Below are 13,892 nucleotides of genomic sequence, written 5' to 3'. Positions count from 1 at the left end.
TGAATGGGATGAACAATCAATCACTAACCATTAGTGAAGTATTACGTTTTGCAAATCATGATTATGTGAATCAACTGCAACTGATTCGCATGAATTTAGATTTAGGTAGAATTGATGAATCAAAGAAACTTATTCAACATTATTCAGAACAATTACGCGTGTTTTCTATCCTCAATCGACTACAATTACCACAAACAATTGAGTGGCTACAAACAGCAGGATGGCGTTATCCATCACTAGCATGGAAGCTAAGTGGTGAGATAAAAAAGCCAGTGACCAACAATATTGATCGGGAAGTTGTAGATTATTTAAACAAAACAGTTATGCATGTTTATGATACATTAGATCCATTTACAGAGCAGATCCTAACGCTTGATGTACGTGTTGACGATCATACATTTGCCGTGACATTCACGCTAAATGGGTTATGGAGTGCTGATGCATTCACCGAAAAAGGTTTGAAACAATTCGACATTCAAACAATTGAGCAGACAACTACGCGCTGGCAATATGTCTTGAGTGCAAATAGGGAGTGAACTAAATGTTTGTCGATCACGTAAAGATTTTTGTTAAAGGTGGCGACGGTGGAGATGGTATGGTTGCCTTCCGTCGAGAAAAATATGTACCAAATGGTGGTCCAGCTGGTGGAGATGGTGGACATGGCGGTAACGTCGTATTTGAAGTAGAAGAAGGCTTACGAACGTTAATGGATTTCCGCTATAAACGTCATTTTAAAGCGCCTCGTGGTGAACATGGGATGAGTAAAGGCATGCATGGTAAAAATGCAGAGGATTTAATCGTTAAAGTTCCACCAGGCACAGTGGTTATGAATGAAGAAACAAATGCAGTTATTGCCGACTTAGTCGAGCATGGGCAAAGAGCCATTATTGCGAAAGCTGGCCGAGGTGGACGAGGAAATTCTCGTTTTGCCACTCCTGCCAACCCAGCGCCAGAACTTTCTGAAAAAGGTGAGCCAGGACAAGAATTAAATGTTATATTAGAGTTAAAAGTTTTAGCAGATGTAGGATTAGTTGGTTTCCCAAGTGTTGGTAAATCAACGCTTTTATCAGTGGTTTCTGCTGCTAAGCCAAAAATTGGTGCATATCATTTTACGACAATTGTACCGAACTTAGGCATGATTGAAACGGAAGATCACCGAAGCTTTGCGATGGCAGATTTACCTGGGCTTATTGAAGGGGCACATGAAGGGGTAGGATTAGGCCATCAATTTTTACGACATATTGAACGTACACGCGTTATTGTCCATGTTATTGATATGTCAGGAATGGAAGGTCGCGATCCATATGAAGATTATTTAACAATCAATGAAGAGCTAAAACAATATAATCTTCGTTTAACAGAGCGCCCACAAATAATTGTAGCCAATAAAATGGATATGCCAGATGCAGAAGAAAACTTAGCAGCATTCCGCCAAAAGGTAGGAGAAGATGTTCAAATTTTCCCAATTTCTGCTGTTTCACGTCAAGGGTTAAAAGAGCTGTTGTTTGCCATTGCGGATCTACTGGAAGTAACGCCTGAATTCCCACTATATGAAGATGTAGAGGAGCAATCAGACGCAACTGTCATGTACAAGCATGAGGCAAAAGGTGAAGATTTCGAAATCACTCGTGACGATGATGGTACATTTATTATTAATGGTTATGCCATTGAGCGTTTATTTAAAATGACGGACTTTAGCCGTGAAGATGGTATTCGTCGTTTTGCTCGTCAATTGCGTGCAATGGGTGTGGATGAGGCTCTGCGTCAACGTGGAGCACAAGATGGCGATACAGTACGCCTACAAGAGTTTGAATTTGAATTTGTCGATTAAGACATGAGTTTTAGGGGGAAGCGTATGAAGAATGTTGCGAATCAGCGATATTATTTAGTTCGTGAGGATGTTTTAACGGATGCAATGCAAAAAACTTTGGAAGCGAAACACTTACTATCAAGTGGTTCAGTATCTTCCATTTGGGATGCGGTAAAGCAGGTGGATTTATCGCGAAGTGCGTTTTACAAATATCGTGATGCGGTTTTTCCTTTTCATTCAATTGTGCAGGAACGCATTTTAACAGTCTTTTTACAGCTTCAAGATAGAAAAGGAACACTTGCTAAGCTTTTAGAAACTGTGACAATTACACATTGTAATGTATTGACAATTCATCAAACGATTCCGATTCAGGGACGTGCCAATGTTACTTTATCATTAGATGTAACAAGCATGACCTGTGATCTTGATGACCTCATTCAGCAATTAAAGCGCTTAGATTTTGTAGAATCAGCAGAAGTAATTAGTTCTGGAGCATTATAATAACAGTACAGTGTTCAATCCTTTAATTTTTGACAAAAATGAATTATCGTGTTTAATAAGACTGCTAGGTCAGAATACGATAACAAGCTCAAATAAGGAGCTGTCCCAACAGTGAGTAATCTCGCGGGACTGCTCCTTATTGTGCCATAAAGGAGGTATTTGCAATGACAAAGCAACAATGGGAAAATAGAATCGCCTATTTAGGACCAGAAGCATCATTTACATATTTAGCAACAAAGGCTACTTTTCCAAATGAGTGGCTTGTACCGTGTGCGACGATTCCAGAATGTATAGAGGCTGTCGCGGAGGGAAAGGTGGATTTAGCCGTCGTTCCGCTAGAAAATGCCTTAGAGGGCTCTGTAACATTAACATTAGATTATTTATTCCATGAGGCAACACTCTATGTGACAGGTGAATTATTGCTAAAAATCCAGCAGCATTTAATGGTGAATAAAGCGCAAAAGGATCATTGGCAGTCTATCGCAGGTGTTTATTCCCACCCACATGCACTAGCTCAATGTCATAAATACTTATTTTATCGTTTCAGTCATGTGCCATTACATCAAACAACTTCCACAGCGGCAGCAGCGAAATATGTATCAGAAAATCCACAAGAATGTATAGCCGCAGTAGGCAATGCCGCAGCAGCCGAAAAATATGGCCTTGACATAGTTGAATCGAATATCCATGATTTCCATTTTAACCATACACGTTTCTTTGTACTGTCCAAGCAAAATAAACGATTGCCGCAAGAGCTATCTGAAGGGCAAGCTAAGACAACGTTTATGATTACATTGCCAACGGATCGTTCAGGGGCATTGCATCAGGTGCTTTCTGTTTTTGCATGGCGTCAACTGAATTTAAGTAAAATTGAATCACGTCCACTTAAAACGGGCCTAGGTGATTATTTCTTTATGATTGATGTATTAGCAGATGAAAAAGAACCGATGATGCGTGGCGCCATGGAAGAATTAGCTGCACTAGGCTGTAAGGTAAAATCTTTGGGTACTTACTTCACTTATGTTACATCAGACGAGGCAGAATAGCTGTAGGGAGGAATGGTAATGGCAGGCATCATTTTATTTGATGGTATCTGTAATTTTTGTGATAGCACTGTTCAATTTATTATCAAACACGATGAAGCTGGCTATTTTCAATTTGCGTCACTTCAAAGTGATATCGGCCAAGCATTGCTCAATCAGTACAATATACCAAAGAATATAGATAGTGTGATTCTGATTGAACAAGGGAACGTCTCGCTGGAATCTACCGCAGCATTAAACATATGCAGGAAATTGGATGGACTGTGGCCTTGCTTCTATGCCTTGATTCTTGTTCCCCCCATTATCCGTAATGCGCTGTATCGATTATTTGCTAAACAACGCTATCGTTTATTTGGTCAAAAAAGTGAATGCTTATTGCCCACACCTTCTCAACGGCAACGATTTCTTTCCTAGTAGCGCACGGGTTTATAATATCCGCAGAGAGTGGAAAAATACTTTCGCTCAGGATCAAAATACTCGCGAAGAGAAAAGAAATACTGTCGCTCAAGCGTCCAATCAGAAGCATAACATTTGCAATCAAAACAGAAAGCACCGTATGAAATCCTTTTTCATACGGTGCTTTTGCTATTTATTGATCTGACACTAAGTAGCCCTTTTTTTGTAAGGCTTGTTCAATTAAAGTTAAAACTTCAACAGAGGGTGCAGAGATGACATGCAGATGAATGCCACCAGTAAGGGCGGATAAATAATTGGCCTGTGTGGCATTGACACGTTCGATAAACTGTTTCACTTCATGGCGATTTGATACCATAATGGAGGCAGTAAGTTCACCATATATTGGATGTTCTACAATAACATTTTTGACAGTACCACCACAATCGACAATGATCATTAATTCATCCTCTGTTTGCTCTGAGGTATGCAAACAAGGGAACGTACGTTCGACGGTTTGCTGTAATTGTTCCTGATGCATATAAAGATAGCCCTGGCTTGTGGCAATAATGGGCTCATTTCTTGCCTTTAATAGAGTCATATCATTGACGATAACTTGTCTAGAAACATTGGCGAACTTAGCCAAGTCTGTCCCAGTTATAGGTGCTTTACTGTTTTTTAATTGCGCTAAAAGTTGCAGTCGGCGTTCTTCGCCTAACATTTTTTTCATAAGAGTTCACCTCTGCTCATAATAAAGGAATCAGCATTCCTTATGTTTTAGTGTACCATGAAGCATTTCTAACTTGTTGAAATTTTTGTATCCAAATGAAACATTGAACATATGATACGTAGAGAGGAAGGGAGGAAAAAATTGCGTATTCATATTGTTCAAAAGGGAGACACCTTGTGGAAGATTGCGAAAGAGTACGGCATTTCGTTTGAAGATTTGAAGCGGCTCAATGTCCATCTTGCCAACCCAGATTATATTGTTCCAGGTATGGAAATTATATTGCCTGAAAAAATAAACAAAGAGCCGCATAGAGAATCACATAAAGAAATGCCGAAAAAGGAAACACAAGTGCATAAGGAGGCACCGAAGGAAAGTCCTAAAAAAGAGGTACAGCGACCGATGCCACCACCGCCGCCTATTGTACCGCCACCACCAGCTCCTATGCCAATGCCAGAACCACAAATGATTCCGATTCCAATACCGATGCCAATGCCTATGCAAATGCCACAACAACCGATGTGGGTACCGCAGCCTGTGGAAATGAATTGGCACCAACAAGTGGTGATGCCACAAGTAGAACAAACTGTTACACCACCACCAGTGCAAATACAGCCAGCACCACCGCCGCCAGCACCTACACCACCACCTGTAGCTCAACCGAAGCCAATGCCAATGCCACAACCAGCGCCACAGCCACCGATGCATATCATGCCACAAATGCCTGCTGTCCCACATTGCTCAAGTTGTCATCAACCGATCTATCATCAAATGTGGTGGCCGATGATGCCAATGCAACCTCAGGTCGAGCATTATACGATGCCACAACAGCCAATGTCTTGTGACATGCCAGATCATAAAGTAGGTGGGATGGAAGACTTTTTAGAGTCTACATCACCATTCTTCCATACACAGGATCAGCAAATGAAGCCACAAATGGATATGATGCCTGATATGAATATGGGTCAATCTTGTGGCTGTGGTACACAGCCAATGATGATGCCTGATATGAACATGGGTCAATCCTGTGGCTGTCATCAACAACCAATGATGATGCCTACATGGCAAATGGATCCTTGTCATTGTCCGCCACCACCATGTCCGACACATTGTCCACCGCCGTGCCCACCAGCAGGGGGACAATGGATGTCACCGCACTATTTCCCAGGCGGGATGACGCCTTATCGATGGTGAAAAAGCGTATATTGTAGAAGAGTTAAAGTCAAACATTTGGAAATATAAGTATGAATCGAATCATTATTTTGTCAAACGAGCGAAGCAAGTGGAAATTGCAGAGAAGGTGAGAGCAATTCATCGCCAGTTAGGACGCATGGAGCCTTCTCTGATCTTACCATTGGTCCAGAGTGATGATGAGCAGTTAATTGTGCAAGTATGGCAAGAAGGAAGCCATGGTGCTAACTTTGCATATAAAAAAGATCGCGAAGAATCTCTTAAATTATTAATAGCTTTACATGATACACATAAAAAAATAGCTTGGCAGCGAGTGCCAGGCTTGCATACCTACTCGCAGCTTTTAAAATGGCAAATGCGTCATATGCGTTTTAAAAGTAGAAGAAATGAGTTTCGAGCTTTTTTAACAAAAGAAGAAATTGATCAAATTGTGCATTATAGTGATAAATCTTTACAACTGATTGCATTAGAGGATGCGCCTGAAAAAGAAATCACACTATTACATGGGGATGTGGTTCATCATAATTTTTTATGGTGCTCTGATGGACAATTACGTTTAATTGATTTTGATTTAGCACATCTTGGCGAAGCAGATGATGAATATATTTTATGGTTGCATCGTGTATTACCTGCTGTTGATTATGATCTTGGAAAAATTTTTGCCGAATTACCTGAGCTGAAACGACTGGATAAAAGAAAGCTCCATCGTTTGAAATATCCGAATGAGCTATTACGAGAATGGCTTTTTGCAGTGGATTTACCACTAGAGCAACAGCTAGTATTTTTAGATTATTTAGTGCCATTCACAAAACGAGCCCTCACCTATTGGCCAAAACTGTGGTACGATATTGATAGATTTGTTAAAAAATGACCGTCATTTGGCGGTCATTTTTGTTTGGCAACAGCACTTTTGCCACTACTTTTTGTCGAGCATTCGTTCGCTATATGCTATAATCGAAGACGATGATTGTGAGGGATTATAGATGTATGATTATTTAAAAGGACAAGTAACTCGTATTACACCTGAGTTTATAGTATTAGAACAACATGGTATTGGCTGGCAACTTCATACGCCCAATCCGTTTGCATTCCGCACATCAGCCCTAGAGCAACAGATATATGTTCATTTGCATGTACGAGAGGATGCACAAGTTTTATATGGTTTCCCTAATCTAGATCAACGTGAGCTATTTCGAAAGCTAATATTAGTATCTGGCATAGGGCCAAAGGGGGCTCTAGCGATTTTAGCTACTGGGAATCCGCAACAGGTTATTAGTGCCATTGAGCGGGAGGACGAAGCGTTTTTAGTGAAGTTCCCTGGGGTTGGGAAAAAAACGGCACGTCAAATGATTCTTGATTTGAAGGGCAAGCTAGGTTCGTTATTAGATACATTGGAGCTTCCTAGTGCAGAACATGAGCTACCATTGTTTGGTGTGAATCCTTATAAGCATGAGCTAGAAGAAGCTATACTAGCGTTAATGGCACTTGGTTATTCTGAAAAAGAGCTCGAAAAAATTCGTCCACAGCTTGAGGACAACGACAAGCTGGAAACGACAGATGCCTTTATGAAACAAGCATTGCAACTATTGCTAAAAATAAAATAAGGAAAGGAGGGAAGGTGCATGTCTGAACGTATGATGGCAAGTGAGGCAGGTAGCTATGATGAGCAGTTTGAATTATCTTTACGCCCTCAAAAATTAACGCAGTATATTGGGCAACATAAAGTGAAGGAAAACTTACAAATATTCATTGAAGCGGCAAAGCTTCGCCAAGAAAGTTTAGACCATGTGCTGTTATATGGACCTCCGGGACTTGGTAAAACGACATTAGCTGCTGTTATTGCGAATGAGATGAATGTCAATGTACGCATGACGAGTGGCCCTGCAATTGAGCGCCCAGGGGATTTAGCAGCTATTTTAAGTTCACTTGAGCCTGGGGACGTTTTATTTATAGATGAAATTCATCGACTCTCCCGTGCCATTGAAGAAGTGCTATATCCAGCAATGGAGGACTTCTGTTTAGATATTGTGGTGGGGAAAGGTCCAGAAGCACGTTCTGTACGCCTTGATTTACCTCCCTTTACCCTTGTAGGTGCTACAACAAGAGCTGGCGCCTTATCAGCCCCTTTAAGGGATCGCTTTGGTGTGTTACTACGCTTAGAATATTATGATGATCGTTCACTTGCTGAAATTGTGGTGCGAAGTGCTCATTTATTTGAGGTGAAAATTGAGCAAGTAGCGGCAATGGAAATGGCGAGACGCTCACGCGGAACACCTCGAATTGCGAATCGTCTATTAAAACGAGTACGAGATTATGCACAAGTGCTTGGAGATGGTATGATAACGGAGGGTCTTGCACAGCAAGCGCTAGAGCTGTTACAAGTTGATCCTAGAGGGCTTGATCATATCGACCATAAACTTGTAACGAACATGATTGAGCGCTTCCAAGGCGGTCCAGTGGGCTTAGATACGCTTGCGGCATCGATTGGTGAGGAACGGGTTACGATAGAGGATGTATATGAACCTTATTTGATGCAAATTGGCCTTATTCAACGTACACCACGGGGAAGAGTTGCCACACATTTAGCCTACGAACATTTTGGATATGAGTATCCACAACAAACATAAAGAAGGAAGTTTTTTCATGCGTGTAGAAGATTTTGATTTTGAATTACCAGAGGAGCTTATTGCTCAAACGCCATTAATTGATCGTACTGCGAGCCGCTTAATGGTTGTTACACCTGGCGCTACTAAAGTAGAGCACCACCATTTTGCTCACGTTTTAGATGAGCTACATGCTGGAGATTGTCTCGTATTAAATGATACAAGAGTCTTACCTGCTCGCTTAATGGGTGTGAAAGAGGAAACAGGTGCACATATAGAAGTATTGTTATTAAAGCAATTAGCTGGTACAGATGAGTGGGAAACACTTGTAAAACCAGCTAAGCGTGTAAAAGTAGGAACTGTTATCACATTTGGTGAAGGTTTATTAACAGCTACTTGTACAGGAGAGCTTGAACATGGCGGACGTACATTTGACTTTCATTATGATGGCATCTTTTATGAAATATTAGAGCAACTTGGTGAAATGCCGTTGCCTCCATATATTCGTGAAAAACTTGAGGACAAGGATCGTTACCAAACGGTTTATGCCAAAGAACGTGGCTCAGCTGCAGCACCAACAGCGGGACTGCATTTCACGGAGCAATTATTAGAGCAGGTAAAAGCGAAAGGTGTAGAAGTGGTCTTTATCACGCTACATGTGGGTCTCGGCACTTTCCGTCCTGTTAGTGTGGATTCGATTGAAAACCATGAAATGCACGCTGAATTCTATAGTGTGACCGAACAAGCGGCAGATACGATTAATCGTGTTAAGCAAAACGGCGGCAAGGTCATAGCTGTTGGGACAACCTCTACACGTACATTGGAGACAATTGGCTCTAAATATGAGGGGGAAGTGCGAGCAGAACAAGGTTGGACGTCTATTTTCATTTATCCAGGCTACAACTTTACGGTGGTGGATGGGTTAATTACAAACTTCCATTTACCGAAATCAACACTTGTCATGCTTGTTAGTACGCTAGCTACTCGAGAAACTATTTTAAGTGCCTATCAGCAAGCAGTGGAGGAAAAATATCGCTTCTTTAGTTTTGGAGATGCGATGTTTATACGTCCGAAAAAATAATAGTGGATATAATCGAAGTACTGTTTTTACTTCAGATAAGAGAGGATTTTTAGTTTATGACACAACCAGCAATTCGATATGAATTACTTCATACTTGTAAACAAACAGGAGCACGTCTTGGCATCGTCCATACACCACATGGCTCCTTTGAAACACCAGCATTCATGCCAGTGGGCACACAAGCAACTGTTAAAACGATGTCGCCAGAGGAATTAAAAGAAATGAATGCTGGGATCATTTTGTCCAATACGTACCATTTATGGCTTCGTCCAGGCAATGATATTGTCAAGGAAGCAGGCGGACTCCATAAATTTATGAACTGGGATCGTCCTATTTTAACGGATTCAGGTGGTTTCCAAGTGTTCTCCCTAAGTCAATTCCGTAAAATTGAGGAGGAAGGCGTTCATTTCCGTAATCACCTTAATGGAGATAAGCTATTTTTAAGCCCTGAAAAAGCAATGGAAATTCAAAATGATTTAGGGTCTGACATTATGATGGCGTTCGATGAATGTCCACCATTTCCTGCGACACATGATTATATGCTGCAATCAGTTGATCGTACAACACGTTGGGCAAAACGCTGTAAAGAAGCGCATAAGCGTCCAGAGGAGCAAGGTTTGTTTGGGATCATCCAAGGCGGAGAGTATGAGGATTTACGCCGTCGTTCAGCAGAAGCATTAGTGGAATTAGATTTCCCAGGCTACGCAATTGGTGGATTATCTGTTGGTGAACCGAAAGATGTGATGAACCGAGTGTTAGAATTTACGACGCCAATGATGCCTGAAAATAAACCACGTTATTTAATGGGGGTTGGCTCACCAGATTCTTTAATTGATGGAGCAATTCGTGGGATTGATATGTTTGACTGTGTGCTGCCAACACGTATTGCGCGTAATGGTACACTAATGACATCTGAAGGCCGTCTAGTGGTGAAAAATGCTAAGTATGCACGTGATTTTGGTCCAATTGATCCGAATTGTGATTGCTATACATGTAAAAACTATTCTCGTGCCTATGTTCGACACCTTATCCGTACGGAAGAAACGTTTGGTATTCGTTTAACGTCTTATCATAATCTACATTTCCTATTGAAGCTGATGGAACAAGTGCGTGAAGCCATTCGTCAAGACCGCCTTGGTGATTTCCGAGAAGAATTCTTTGAAAAATATGGCTTCAATGGGCCAAATGCTAAGAACTTTTAAGCCATTACGCCTTTCATTTTATGTTACTGAATCGAAATAAAAAAGGTAATGTCAACGGCATAATAAGCAATTTTGTAAGGCGAGGGTTGATTTCCGTTCCACCAGCGTCCTTTCCAGGGGGCGTCAGATGAGCCGCTTCACTCACTGCGTTCGCTCCAGGGTCTCCTCTATGACGCTAAATCCCCTAGGAGTGACACTGGCTCCACTCCAATCAACCATTCTGCAAAAATGTCTTTTCCTTATCTTTCATACGAGCCGTATTTGTAAGATTAGAGAAAGGATAGCCTCTTATTTTCAATGTGGAGAAGTGATGAGTGACAACACCCTCCATAAAGAGTAATGAATACCTTCACTTTATTTGAAGATCTTTGCTAAACAGAAACATTTTTATGGATTGGAGTGGAAGGCTACTTGACTCCCGTGGGATAGCTCGGCGCTCGCCCACAGGAAAGCAAGTAGCCTGCAACGGAAATCCTTTTTCACCTTTCATATAAATTCTATGGATGGTTTTGTTTTTCAACACTATGAAAGGACATTAGGCACTGCCTAATGTCCTTATACTATGGCAATCGTTTTGTAAAAGCATTCAAATCTTTGTAAAAAGTGAATATTTCTAGCAAAATAATGTCAATCATAGAAAAAATATTAGTAATTGAGAAAATTTTTTGGCTTGTCCATCGCTTTTTATTGGTGGAATAGTCTATACTAAAAAAGTGAGATTTGGAAAGGGGGCAAGATATATTATGGATCAATTATTAGGATTAGCGCCAATATTATTAATGTTCGTTGCAATGTGGTTTATCTTAATCCGTCCAGCTAAAAAAAGACAGCAGGAAACACAAAATATGCAAAGTAGTTTGCAACGTGGAGATAAAGTCATTACAATCGGTGGTCTACATGGTGTCGTAGATGCGATTGAGGACACAGCAGTGACGTTAAAAATCGCTGACAATGTACGAGTGAAATTTGACCGTCAAGCAATTGGGCGAATTGTTAATGACAATCAGTAACAAAAGAGAAAAGGCTTACAATAGGGCATTAGCTATGTTGTAAGTCTTTTTTTACACATGAAGCGAACTCATGGCTAGTTAGCTGTTTTTATTTTATGGATCAATACTTCACCAGAATCTTTGCCGTTTACAGTTATTCTGCTTAACGTAAACAGAGAATCGCCCCTTTTCACATGTTTATTTTGAATAACAAAGGCCATCTTAAAACCAGCTTCTTTTGCTAATTTTATGGTGGATGGTGAATGAATGCCGTAAGGATAGCTAATAGCAATGGGCTCATAGCCAAGTTTTTCTTTTATTATTTTTCGTGAGCGAATAAAATCATTTCTAACTCTTTCTTCGTATGCATGATAACTTTCAAGTTGTCCGTCTACAAAACCTGGTCCATATACCGCACCATTTAGCCTACCGTTTTCTGAAGGTAATTTATAATGCAAATCCCATGTGTGACTCTGAACTGTCATATAATCCTTCATTTCCTTTAACTGCTCCCAGCTCATCTTTGGAATTTCTTTTGGCTGTTGAATTTTTTCATCATTTTCTAGGATTCGGCTTGCAATCACAAAGATTTCTGCATGCATATCGTATTTTTTTAAAACAGGGTATGCTTTTTCATAATTGCTTAAATACCCATCATCAAACGTAATTAATATAGGCTTTGGAGGTAATGGCGTTTGCCCATTTAAGTAATCATATAATTGCTGAACAGAAATGGTATGATATCCTGCACCTTTCAGCGCCCTCATTTGATTTTCAAAATTTTCGGGTGAAATAACTGTAGTATTATTTATATGTTCCTCTAAATGATGATACATAAGAACCGGTATTTCCGGCTCTTGGTTGAACTGACCCCAAAAATTTGAACTTTTAAGAAACTCTTCGAAACTCAACTGGACTTTTTCCGTTGAGTTTTATTTTTATCCGTTCATGATTGTAGTAGTGGATATAGTCTACTAACGCTTTTTTGAATGCTTCGTAGTTCTTAAACGTTGTTGCGTATAGAAATTCTGATTTCATAATGCCAAAAAAGCTTTCTATCACGGCATTATCTAAACAATTTCCTTTCCGTGACATACTTTGCTTGATTTCATGTGTTGCCAATAACGCTTTAAAACGTGGTATTTGATATAACCATCCTTGATCAGAATGGACGATTAAGCCACTCTTTTTCGATAACTTTGTATACGTAAACGCCTTCTTAAAAGACTGTTGAACTAACTCAAAATTAGGTGATTTTGATACCTCATACCCAACGATTTCTCGATTGAATAAATCTAATACAGCGGATATATAGATTTTTTGACCGTTTATTTTAAACTCCGTTACATCGGTTACCCATTTCTGATTGGGTGCAGTGGCTTCAAAATCACGTTGGATGACATTCTCTGCGACATAGCCGACTGTCCCTTTATACGAACGGTATTTTTTAGGGCGTACCGTCCCTTTTAAGCCCAATTCTTGCATCAATCGTTGGACCGTTTTATGGTTGATGAAAAACCCTTCATTTCGGAGGGCTAAACAAATACGACGATAGCCATAACGCCCCTTATGGTAATGAAAAAGCGTCTGAATTCGTTCTTTGATCGCCTGATATTTATCTGGTTTTACCCATTTTTGGAGATGATAATAATACGTACTTTTCTTAAGTTTCGCGACTTTTAATAGAGCTTGAAGAGGAAAATCCAACCTTAGCTCATAGACAGCTCTTACTTTTTCTTGGATTTGAAGGCATCCTTTTCTTGAACTAAGGCTTTCAACTTTTTTAAATAGGCATTTTCCATCCGTAAATACTCAATTTCGGCTTTTAACTCATCCGTTGTTTTTCCATTTAAATCGGACGAAGGTGGTTGTTTTTTTGGCATTGATTGGCGCTCCTTTTCTACTTGATAGAGCACCTCACCAGCCGTTGACATCCATTGTTTTTTCCATCTCCGAACGGTTTCACGGGAAGGAATATTAAACTTCGCAGCAGTCTGAAGGAGCGAATCGCCCGTCTCTATCAGGTGTTGAATTACTTTTATTTTAAAAGAATCTTCGTAATTCGTGAACCCTTGAGGACGAATAATTCCTTCGATGCCATGATAGCGATATAATTCAATCCATAATCGAATGTACTGTCGATCCCTCTGTAATCGATTGGCAATCTGATACGTACTTTCTTTTTCTTCAAAGTAAGCTAGAACTGCGGCTAATTTTTGTTCATCAGAAATCACTACCTGCACCCCCTATAGTAGATTTTTAAGTCCAATATTTTGGGTGCAGCTCATGGTATCCGTAAATAGGGGAGGGGCTTATTAGCAACAGCAGCATATAAACAACAACGAAAACAAT

The 13,892-nt window shown here is 40.3% G+C and carries 16 protein-coding genes; 12 read left to right on the top strand and 4 right to left on the bottom strand.

Annotated elements, in window-relative coordinates:
- Positions 1-8 precede the first annotated feature (8 nt).
- The 5 genes from MKY46_RS16080 to MKY46_RS16060 all read left to right on the top strand — a co-directional run bounded on the left by MKY46_RS16080 (position 9) and on the right by MKY46_RS16060 (position 3,768).
- Positions 9-536: a Spo0B domain-containing protein gene (locus MKY46_RS16080; protein ID WP_036124127.1), complete on the top strand. Its 528-nt coding sequence runs from the start codon at positions 9-11 to the stop codon at positions 534-536.
- Positions 537-541: 5 nt separating this feature from the next.
- A complete protein-coding gene (obgE, locus tag MKY46_RS16075; protein ID WP_036124130.1) occupies positions 542-1,831 on the top strand; it encodes a GTPase ObgE in 1,290 nt (429 codons plus the stop codon).
- A 24-nt stretch (positions 1,832-1,855) separates the two neighbouring features.
- Positions 1,856-2,311, top strand: coding sequence for an ACT domain-containing protein (locus MKY46_RS16070; protein WP_004226679.1), 456 nt, complete (start codon positions 1,856-1,858; stop codon positions 2,309-2,311).
- A gap of 164 nt (positions 2,312-2,475) precedes the next feature.
- Positions 2,476-3,357, top strand: coding sequence for a prephenate dehydratase (pheA, locus tag MKY46_RS16065; RefSeq protein ID WP_036124134.1), 882 nt, complete (start codon positions 2,476-2,478; stop codon positions 3,355-3,357).
- Positions 3,358-3,375: 18 nt separating this feature from the next.
- Complete coding sequence (locus tag MKY46_RS16060; protein ID WP_036124137.1) at positions 3,376-3,768, top strand: thiol-disulfide oxidoreductase DCC family protein; 393 nt, start codon at positions 3,376-3,378, stop codon at positions 3,766-3,768.
- A 175-nt stretch (positions 3,769-3,943) separates the two neighbouring features.
- Here MKY46_RS16060 and MKY46_RS16055 read toward each other — a convergent pair whose 3' ends face one another.
- Positions 3,944-4,477 carry a transcription repressor NadR gene (locus tag MKY46_RS16055; protein WP_036124139.1) on the bottom strand — a complete coding sequence of 178 codons (534 nt, stop codon included), beginning with the start codon at positions 4,475-4,477 and terminating at the stop codon, positions 3,944-3,946.
- 141 nt (positions 4,478-4,618) lie between these two features.
- Here MKY46_RS16055 and MKY46_RS16050 point away from each other — a divergent pair, with 141 nt between their 5' ends.
- The 7 genes from MKY46_RS16050 (at position 4,619) to yajC (ending at position 11,561) form a co-directional block, all read left to right on the top strand.
- The gene (locus tag MKY46_RS16050; protein WP_340834779.1) at positions 4,619-5,668 is read left to right on the top strand and encodes a LysM peptidoglycan-binding domain-containing protein; all 1,050 of its coding nucleotides are present in this window, start codon (positions 4,619-4,621) and stop codon (positions 5,666-5,668) included.
- A complete protein-coding gene (locus MKY46_RS16045) occupies positions 5,658-6,536 on the top strand; it encodes a phosphotransferase (protein WP_308221982.1) in 879 nt (292 codons plus the stop codon). Before MKY46_RS16050 ends, MKY46_RS16045 begins: the two co-directional genes overlap by 11 nt.
- 112 nt (positions 6,537-6,648) lie before the next feature.
- The gene (gene ruvA / locus MKY46_RS16040) at positions 6,649-7,269 is read left to right on the top strand and encodes a Holliday junction branch migration protein RuvA (RefSeq protein ID WP_036124149.1); all 621 of its coding nucleotides are present in this window, start codon (positions 6,649-6,651) and stop codon (positions 7,267-7,269) included.
- 18 nt (positions 7,270-7,287) lie between these two features.
- The gene (gene ruvB, locus MKY46_RS16035) at positions 7,288-8,292 is read left to right on the top strand and encodes a Holliday junction branch migration DNA helicase RuvB (protein WP_036124152.1); all 1,005 of its coding nucleotides are present in this window, start codon (positions 7,288-7,290) and stop codon (positions 8,290-8,292) included.
- A 16-nt stretch (positions 8,293-8,308) separates the two neighbouring features.
- Entirely contained in the window at positions 8,309-9,349 is a 1,041-nt protein-coding gene (gene queA, locus MKY46_RS16030; RefSeq protein ID WP_036124157.1) for a tRNA preQ1(34) S-adenosylmethionine ribosyltransferase-isomerase QueA, read from the top strand.
- A gap of 56 nt (positions 9,350-9,405) precedes the next feature.
- Positions 9,406-10,551 (top strand): tRNA guanosine(34) transglycosylase Tgt, encoded by a 1,146-nt coding sequence (gene tgt / locus MKY46_RS16025; protein ID WP_036124159.1) that lies wholly within the window; start codon positions 9,406-9,408, stop codon positions 10,549-10,551.
- Between the two features lie 743 nt (positions 10,552-11,294).
- Complete coding sequence (yajC, locus tag MKY46_RS16020; RefSeq protein WP_036124438.1) at positions 11,295-11,561, top strand: preprotein translocase subunit YajC; 267 nt, start codon at positions 11,295-11,297, stop codon at positions 11,559-11,561.
- 74 nt (positions 11,562-11,635) lie between these two features.
- Here yajC and MKY46_RS16015 read toward each other — a convergent pair whose 3' ends face one another.
- From MKY46_RS16015 to MKY46_RS16005, 3 genes are read right to left on the bottom strand one after another with little or no spacing between them, the layout of a single operon-like run.
- Positions 11,636-12,451: a polysaccharide deacetylase family protein gene (locus MKY46_RS16015; RefSeq protein ID WP_340834776.1), complete on the bottom strand. Its 816-nt coding sequence runs from the start codon at positions 12,449-12,451 to the stop codon at positions 11,636-11,638.
- A complete protein-coding gene (locus tag MKY46_RS16010; protein WP_145991300.1) occupies positions 12,429-13,283 on the bottom strand; it encodes an IS3 family transposase in 855 nt (284 codons plus the stop codon). The genes MKY46_RS16015 and MKY46_RS16010 overlap by 23 nt, the downstream gene beginning before the upstream one ends.
- Positions 13,268-13,774, bottom strand: coding sequence for a helix-turn-helix domain-containing protein (locus MKY46_RS16005; RefSeq protein WP_180957783.1), 507 nt, complete (start codon positions 13,772-13,774; stop codon positions 13,268-13,270). Before MKY46_RS16005 ends, MKY46_RS16010 begins: the two co-directional genes overlap by 16 nt.
- Positions 13,775-13,892: the final 118 nt, after the last annotated feature.

The organism is Lysinibacillus sp. FSL M8-0355 (genome assembly GCF_038008985.1).
Taxonomy (GTDB): Bacteria; Bacillota; Bacilli; order Bacillales_A; family Planococcaceae; genus Lysinibacillus; species Lysinibacillus fusiformis_D.
Note: the sequence above shows the minus strand (reverse complement) of the source record. Positions and strands in the feature narration are given on the sequence as shown.

Bases quoted from the DNA above. Each gene is read 5' to 3' on its own strand.
- ruvB (WP_036124152.1), top strand. From the start codon at position 7,288: ATGTCTGAACGTATGATGGCAAGTGAGGCAGGTAGCTATGATGAGCAG.
- tgt (WP_036124159.1), top strand. From the start codon at position 9,406: ATGACACAACCAGCAATTCGATATGAATTACTTCATACTTGTAAACAA.
- MKY46_RS16060 (WP_036124137.1), top strand. From the start codon at position 3,376: ATGGCAGGCATCATTTTATTTGATGGTATCTGTAATTTTTGTGATAGC.
- ruvA (WP_036124149.1), top strand. From the start codon at position 6,649: ATGTATGATTATTTAAAAGGACAAGTAACTCGTATTACACCTGAGTTT.
- pheA (WP_036124134.1), top strand. From the start codon at position 2,476: ATGACAAAGCAACAATGGGAAAATAGAATCGCCTATTTAGGACCAGAA.
- MKY46_RS16070 (WP_004226679.1), top strand. From the start codon at position 1,856: ATGAAGAATGTTGCGAATCAGCGATATTATTTAGTTCGTGAGGATGTT.
- MKY46_RS16080 (WP_036124127.1), top strand. From the start codon at position 9: ATGAACAATCAATCACTAACCATTAGTGAAGTATTACGTTTTGCAAAT.
- yajC (WP_036124438.1), top strand. From the start codon at position 11,295: ATGGATCAATTATTAGGATTAGCGCCAATATTATTAATGTTCGTTGCA.
- obgE (WP_036124130.1), top strand. From the start codon at position 542: ATGTTTGTCGATCACGTAAAGATTTTTGTTAAAGGTGGCGACGGTGGA.
- queA (WP_036124157.1), top strand. From the start codon at position 8,309: ATGCGTGTAGAAGATTTTGATTTTGAATTACCAGAGGAGCTTATTGCT.
- MKY46_RS16055 (WP_036124139.1), bottom strand. From the start codon at position 4,477: ATGAAAAAAATGTTAGGCGAAGAACGCCGACTGCAACTTTTAGCGCAA.